This is a genomic window from Phyllobacterium sp. P5_D12, from assembly GCF_054049495.1.
Map to the genome: position 1 here is coordinate 1 of NZ_JBFUMG010000214.1, position 7,325 is coordinate 7,325.

General features: G+C 55.4%; 8 protein-coding genes. 5 read left to right on the forward strand and 3 right to left on the reverse strand.

What is annotated here, in order from left to right:
- Window positions 1-599: endonuclease/exonuclease/phosphatase family protein (locus ACXJ5O_RS14825; protein WP_457300548.1), on the forward strand; the 599-nt coding region annotated here is incomplete at its 5' end.
- Here ACXJ5O_RS14825 and cls read toward each other — a convergent pair.
- Window positions 571-2,031 (reverse strand): cardiolipin synthase, encoded by a 1,461-nt coding sequence (gene cls, locus ACXJ5O_RS14830; RefSeq protein WP_457300549.1) that lies wholly within the window; start codon window positions 2,029-2,031, stop codon window positions 571-573. The genes ACXJ5O_RS14825 and cls overlap by 29 nt on opposite strands.
- 14 nt (window positions 2,032-2,045) lie before the next feature.
- Complete coding sequence (locus ACXJ5O_RS14835; protein WP_457300550.1) at window positions 2,046-3,545, reverse strand: sensor histidine kinase; 1,500 nt, start codon at window positions 3,543-3,545, stop codon at window positions 2,046-2,048.
- 253 nt (window positions 3,546-3,798) lie between these two features.
- On the opposite strand from ACXJ5O_RS14835, the gene rpmH reads away from it, so the two are divergent.
- From rpmH to yihA, 4 genes are all read left to right on the forward strand, one after another.
- The gene (gene rpmH / locus ACXJ5O_RS14840) at window positions 3,799-3,933 is read left to right on the forward strand and encodes a 50S ribosomal protein L34 (protein WP_040853797.1); all 135 of its coding nucleotides are present in this window, start codon (window positions 3,799-3,801) and stop codon (window positions 3,931-3,933) included.
- Between the two features lie 47 nt (window positions 3,934-3,980).
- On the forward strand, window positions 3,981-4,343 hold the full coding sequence (gene rnpA / locus ACXJ5O_RS14845; protein ID WP_112526657.1) for a ribonuclease P protein component: 363 nt from the start codon (window positions 3,981-3,983) through the stop codon (window positions 4,341-4,343).
- Window positions 4,344-4,376: 33 nt separating this feature from the next.
- Window positions 4,377-6,230 (forward strand): membrane protein insertase YidC, encoded by a 1,854-nt coding sequence (gene yidC, locus ACXJ5O_RS14850; protein ID WP_457300551.1) that lies wholly within the window; start codon window positions 4,377-4,379, stop codon window positions 6,228-6,230.
- A gap of 174 nt (window positions 6,231-6,404) precedes the next feature.
- Window positions 6,405-7,037: a ribosome biogenesis GTP-binding protein YihA/YsxC gene (yihA, locus tag ACXJ5O_RS14855; protein WP_457300553.1), complete on the forward strand. Its 633-nt coding sequence runs from the start codon at window positions 6,405-6,407 to the stop codon at window positions 7,035-7,037.
- A 77-nt stretch (window positions 7,038-7,114) separates the two neighbouring features.
- Here the strand turns inward: yihA and ACXJ5O_RS14860 are convergent.
- The coding region (locus ACXJ5O_RS14860; protein ID WP_457300552.1) for a fasciclin domain-containing protein at window positions 7,115-7,325 on the reverse strand (211 nt) is incomplete at its 5' end.

Genomic DNA, 7,325 nt, shown 5'->3' on the forward strand with positions numbered 1-7,325 from the left:
TGCTTGATCTTGCCCGTCTCCATCGCGAGAACAGCCTTGTTCCAGTTCCGGTGACTTCGCTTTACCCAAAAGGCCATGGCTGGCATGGCAATCTGCTGCTGTTCCGCGAGGGCGTCGTTCGCCGTGTTCAGCAGCTTGTACTACCCGGCCTTGAGCCGCGCGGTGCATTGGTGGTCGATATCGATCTGGAAGCAGGCCCACTTCGCATCATTGCCGCACATCTCGGCCTCCTCAGACACTCGCGGCAACAACAATCGGAAGCAATTTTGAATGCCGTGAAAGCGGATCCATCGCGTCCGACTTTATTGTTGGGTGACTTGAACGAATGGCGCGTGGGCAAAGGTTCGTCATTGCACTTCCTTCGCCCGGTCTTCGATCCGGCAAAAAATGCGGTGCCAAGCTTTCCGTCACGGTTTCCTGTCCTGGCGTTGGACAGGGTTCTTGGCCACCCGCACAGCCTTGTTACAACGATCGAGGTTCACGACACACCTTTGGCCCGTGTTGCATCCGATCATCTACCAATCAAGGCCTATGTCGATCTGAAATCGGCGTTGGTAGAAACGGAAGAAATTAAAGATAGGGCGAGCCTAGCCAGATAATTCGCTCAACCAGGCGCACCCAGAACGACCGGGCGCGCAGGTTTTGAAGCAGAACCGGTTTCGCTGAGGCCATTGCGTTCTCGACAAGCGCTTCCACTTCGGACGCAAATGCTGCATCCATCACCTCGAGATCGACTTCGAAATTCAACCTTAACGACCGCGGATCAAGATTTGACGATCCGACATAGGCCCACTGCCCATCGACCACCAAAAGTTTGGAATGGTTGAAGTTACCACGGGCGCGCCAGATGCGGCAGTGACCCTTGAGGATCTGGTCGAACTGTGCCGTCATGGCGCGGTCCACCAGCTTGAGATTGTTGATTGAGGGCACGACGATGTCCACCTCGACACCGCGGCGTGCGGCCGTTACCAGCGCGCTGATCAATTCGCGGTCCGGCAGAAAATAGGGTGACATGATGCGAATGCGCGATTGCGCAACGGAAAATGCGCCCATCAGCATCCGGTGATTGGCTTCGACACTGCGATCCGGTCCCGACGGTACGGCGCGAATGAACACGGGATCTCCCGGCTGCTTTTCCGGCGTGGCGATATGCCAGGGCTCCCCTGTGAGCATCTCATGCGTCGTAAATCGCCAATCCTCGGAAGCAATGTGAAACAGATCCGTCACAATAGGCCCGGTAAGTTGGAAGTGCGTGTCACGCGCATTGTCTTCGCCTACGATCTCCGCTGAAAAACCCGCCCTGATATTCATGCCGCCTGTAAAGGCTACACGCCCGTCGATAATCATTATCTTGCGGTGGGTACGAAGATTGGCATAGGGCAAGCGTAACCCCATGATAATATTACCGTTAAAGACGGCAACTTTGATGTTGTGTTTGGCGAGATAGCCGACGATGCTCGGAATGGAATATCGAGCACCCACCGCGTCGATCAATATTCTCACCTCGACCCCGCGCTTGACGGCGACAATCAGGGCGTCGGCAATGCGCAGACCAAGCTTGTCTCGGTCGAAGATGTAGGTCTCAACCAGAATGCTGCGTTGGGCTTGGTTAATCTCGGATAGCATCGCGTGATAGGCTTCATCGCCGCCTTGCAATATGTCGATGTTGTTGGCGGTCGTAAGCCGGCATCGGCTGACGCGATCTCCAAGTGTCTTCATTGCCGCAAAACGCTTTTCGAAATGCGCCAGAACATGTTTGTCCTTGGCATCGAAACGCATGAAGACGTCTTGGCCAATCTCATGCAGGAATTTGCGTTGCGAGGAGATGGACGACCGTCTGATGCGGTTAATCCCTGCGACGGCATAGATGAGTGCACCGATGACCGGGGAAAGGATGATCACGCCGACCCAGCCAATGGCGGCGCGAACCTCTTCCTTGGTCATTGTCGCGTGAACGGCCGCCGGGACGCCGAGAACGATCGACAGCACAAAGAAGATATGCGGTAAGTGGGTGTAGAGGTAATCAGCCATTGCGGCGTTTCATGTCAGGACGCTGAGTCCCGGCGGGAACGCCACTCGGCCAGGGATACCGGCTGGTCCGGAATACGAATTTCAAAACTTGTTCCCGCTCCATCGCCTCCCCGCAATTCAATCGTTCCCCCGTGAGCTCGTACAAGTTCATGGACAATAGCAAGACCGAGGCCGGTGCCACCCGATCGCGCCGACCCTTTGAAGGCTGTAAACAGATTTTCGCGCGCCTTGGGAGGCAGGCCGGGCCCGGTATCGTCAATGCCGATGATGGAGGTCGTGCCGATCTGTCCCGCAGTGATTGTCAATCGCTTGACCACGGACGGATCACTTCGGGTGTCGCTGGCCATAGCTTGAACCGAGTTGCGGCACAGATTGGAAATGACGCGGAAAAACTGGTCCGGATCGACATCGATTTCAAAGTCGGCCGGCACCAGGTTCTTGAATTCGATCTCCGATTTTGCGTCGAGGTTAAGCATCTCCTCGACGTCGCTGATGATCGTGCGCAGCTTGACCCGCCGTCTTTGCGGTGGCGCTTCCTGTGTGCCGCCATAGGCGAGCACAGTCTGCGAATAATTGATCGCGCGATCGATAGTACGTACCAATTTCGGCACGAAGCGCTGGATCGCCGGATCGCTGGTGTTTGCGAGGTGATCGGATATGAGCTGGGCCGAGGCCAGAATATTGCGCATGTCGTGGTTGATCTTGGAAACCGCCAGGCCGAGGTCGGCGAGGTGCTTCTGCTCCGACAGCGTACGTTGCAACTGGTGCTGCATATCTGCGAGCTCCCGCTGCGCTATGCCGAGTTCGTCTTCGCGAGCTTCTGGCTTGATAATACGCTGCGGATCGTCTGGCGCCTGGGCAAAGGCCAGCATGTTGTCACTCATGCGCTGGATCGGTCGGATCAGCAAGCGGCTGATCGTCAGGAAAACCAGGCCTGCCGTGATGAGCGAAATAAACAACGAAATCAGTGCGACATTCCCGGCATATCGCAGCATTGCATTCCGCAGCGGGGCGTCGGATGTAAGGAGTTCGATAATCTTGCCGGTATCTCCGACCGGACCATAAACGCGGATAATCCGGTGCCCGCCGTTAATCAGGGTGTCGAACGCGTCGCGGATCATCGTAACCGGATCCGTCACTGTAATATCGATGTGCTTGTCCACTTTGGAAGGCATTTCCGATACGGCAAGGAGCCGGGAGGCTCCTTTCTCGCGCAAAACGATCGCTTTCGTTCCTGTCGCGAGAAGGACGTCATTCTGCACTGATTGCGGTACATTCTCGCTATCGCTCGCGGCTAGCACGACGCTCGCCGCAGCAACGGTGTTGAGCCGGTCGGAAAGCCAGCGAATACGCATATCTGCAATGATAGGTACGAAAATCATCACTTCTGCGAGAAGGCCGAACAAGAGGGTGAGGCGCAGCAACTTGCCGGAAAGACGTTTCAGAACGGGCAAACGCCGACCCGCATGCAGAGGTACACTCGTGTTTTCTGGCTTTTGCTGAGTCGCCGTCATATACGCTCCATCGGCATTCGATGTAGGTCAAATGCTTGCCCAGCACAATAAATCAGTTGCGTGGATTTGCCTATTTTTGAATCGCGTCAATCAATTGACTTATCAGCATCGTGCCTCTATAAGCCGCGCACGTCCGGGCTGACCGCCCCCACGACGAATATCGACGGCATATTCGCATATGCTAACGGCGGTCCTGATATGCTCCTGTCAAGAACAGACCACAAGAAGGGCCGCACACCGCGGTATTTAACAAATGAAGCGTACTTATCAGCCATCCAAGCTTGTCCGCGCACGTCGTCACGGGTTCCGTGCCCGCATGGCAACGGCAGGCGGCCGCAAGGTTATTGCAGCGCGTCGCGCTCGCGGTCGCAAGCGGTTGTCGGCATAAGGCATTCCGCGCAAACTTGTGCGGTTGGCCAGAGTTGGCACTATAGAATGAATGAGCAAAAACCACTCCGCCTTCGCAAGAGAGCGGAGTTTTTGGCTGTCCGAAACGGAGAAAAGCGCCGCGGCGTCTACTTTCTTGTCGAAGTCAAAGAGCGAGAGGACCAGGTTGGACCCCCGCGCGTAGGTTTCACGGTCACCAAAAAGAACGGGAATGCTGTTATTCGCAATCGCATCAAGCGGCGCCTCAGAGAGGCGGTGCGCGTCAATGTTGCTGATGACATGCAAGCTGGAACCGACTATGTGATCGTTGCTCGCCGCGATGCGCTGAACGCGCCGTTCGCTGACTTGACGCGGGAACTCTCCAAACGGGTTTCCAGGAAAATATTGACCCGGCGTTCGACAAAGCCTTGACAGGTACTCGCGAACCCGACCCAAGGACTGACAATGGAAACCAACCGTAATTTCTTCATCACCATTGCCTTGTCCATTGTGATCCTGACGCTTTGGCAGGTGTTCTATATGAACCCCAAGATCGAAGCGCAGCGCGAACAGGCCCAGATCGAGGCCACGCGGCAAGGACAAACGCGTGTTGACGGACAGGCGAGCACGCCGGCCGGCACTGCCACCAACGGCAATGCAGCAAATAATCTCCCGTCTTCTACTACTGGCAATCCAGCGGCAAATGTCCCAGGCCAGTCGCAAGATGCTGCTCAGGCGGGTAGTCTCACGCGTGCCGCCGCCCTTGGTCAGACACAGCGTATCAAGATCGACACACCCAGCCTTGGCGGCTCGATCAGCCTGACCGGAGCGCGGCTCGATGATCTGCAGCTGAAGCATTATCACGAGACTGTCGACGATAATTCGCCAAATATCGAGTTGCTAAGCCCTGCGCAGATGGCCGATGGCCAGTTTGTTGAGGTTGGGTTCGCGGGAAATGATCTGACCGGGACCGTTCCAGGCCCGACGACCGTTTGGACCCGCGAGGGCAACAACGATTTGACGGCGTCCACACCTGTTACGCTGTCCTATACCAATGAGAAGGGTCTGGTCTTCAAACGGACGATCAGTGTCGACGAGAACTACATGTTCACGGTCAAGGACGCTGTGACCAACACGACCTCAGCACCTGTTTCGCTGGCCTCTTACGGACGTGTGACGCGCTTCTCGAAGCCTCTGCATCCAAGCACTTACGTGCTGCACGAGGGCCCGATTGGCGTGGTCAACGACAAACTGATCGAATACAAGTTTGCCGCAATTGAAAAAGAACGCGAAGTTGCGCCGGACCGTTCGACCACCGGCGGATGGGTTGGAATTACTGACAAATACTGGGCTGCTGCGCTCGTTCCAGCACAGGCAACGCCGTTCAAGATACGCTTTTCATATTTCGATGACGGACGTCCGCGCTATCAAAGCGACTATCTGTCTGATCCGGCGACAATCCAGCCGGGTCAGTCGGCATCCACCGACAATCTCATATTCGCAGGCGCGAAAGAGGTAGGCAGAATCAATGCCTACATGAACGATCTGCATATTCCACTCTTCAAGAATCTGATCGACTGGGGCTGGTTCTATTTCATCACAGAGCCGATGTTCTATCTTATCGACTGGCTTTACAAAGCTATTGGAAACTTCGGTGTGGCCATCCTGGTCGTGACCGTGATCTTGAAGGGTTTGTTCTTCCCGCTTGCCAACAAGTCTTATGCCTCGATGGCGAGGATGAAGCTGGTACAGCCGAAGATGACCGAAATCCGCGAGAAGTATGCGGATGACAAGGTCAAACAGCAGCAAGCCATGATGGAATTGTACAAGACGGAGAAGATCAATCCTATTGCCGGCTGTTGGCCCGTCCTGATTCAGATTCCGGTTGTCTTTGCGCTCTACAAGGTCCTCTATGTCACCATAGAAATGCGCCACGCGCCGTTCTTTGGCTGGATCCAGGATCTGGCTGCTCCCGATCCGACATCTTTGTTCAATCTTTTCGGCCTGATCCCGTGGGCAGTCCCTGCTTTCCTGATGATCGGCGTCTGGCCTTTGATCATGGGCGTCACGATGTTCCTGCAGATGCGTATGAACCCGACACCGCCGGATCCGACCCAGCAAATGATCTTTAACTGGATGCCGCTCATATTCACATTCATGTTGGCGACTTTCCCGGCGGGATTGGTAATCTACTGGGCGTGGAACAATACGCTGTCGATTATCCAGCAGGGCATCATAATGAAACGCCAGGGGGTCAAGGTCGAATTGTGGGACAATCTCGCAGGGCTTTTCCGCAAGAAGCCGAAACCCGCCGAATAGTAGTGAATCGCTGAGTCAAGCAGAAGGCCTCCGGCTTGATCGGGGGCTTTTCTTTTGCGCGGTTGACAAGCCACTCATAAACATTGATTGCAAGCACGGCCGTCTTCGGCAAATGGATGGAAGAAATTGACCGAAACGCAGCAAAACACCAACAGGCTCATCGAGAAGGGCAGAATGCTCTTCGCACAGGGCTGGGTTTTTATCCGCGGCGTTCCTGCGATGAAGTTCCTGCCGCCGGAGGGCCCGCTCGAAATCGCGTTCGCGGGGCGTTCCAACGTCGGCAAATCGTCATTGATCAACGCGATCATCGGCCAGAAGGGCTTGGCCCGAACATCGAATACACCTGGACGGACACAGGAGCTCAATTATTTCGTTCCAGATGGCCATTCAGGTGAAGACGGCGATCTTCCTCCCCTCGCGGTCGTGGATATGCCGGGCTATGGCTTCGCTGAAGCGCCCAAAGAACAGGTAGATGCCTGGACACGGCTGGTTTTCGATTACTTGCGCGGACGTACGACGCTCAAGCGTGTCTACCTGCTGATTGATGCCCGCCACGGGGTGAAGAAGAATGACGCCGAGGTGTTGGACCTGCTTGATCGGGCTGCCGTATCCTACCAGATTGTCTTGACCAAGATCGACAAGATCAATCCCGCCGGAGTACCGCGTTTGATCGAAGAGACAGCGCAGGCCATCAGAAAGCGCGCCGCGGCCTATCCGGAAATCCTGGCGACATCGTCTGAAAAAGGTGGCGGGCTGGATGAACTCCGGGCGGCAATTGCCCAGCTCCTCGAAGAACAGCGTAAATAAAAAAGCCCCACGCGATCCGGCGGATCGGCGGGGCAAAAGCCTGGTTCACTCTGCGCAAATGAGCCCGGCGTCTCTGACTAAATTTTTGGCAGAAGAACCTTGTCGATCACATGAATGACGCCGTTTGATTGCTTGACATTTGCTATGGTAACGGTAGCCACCGTGCCGTTTTCATCGGTCAGAGTAAGCTTCTTGCCCTTGTACTTTGCCGTCCAAACGCATCCACCGACTGTCTTTACTGGATGCGCGCCTTCGTCATCATCGATCATCTTCATGATGGTCTTGGAT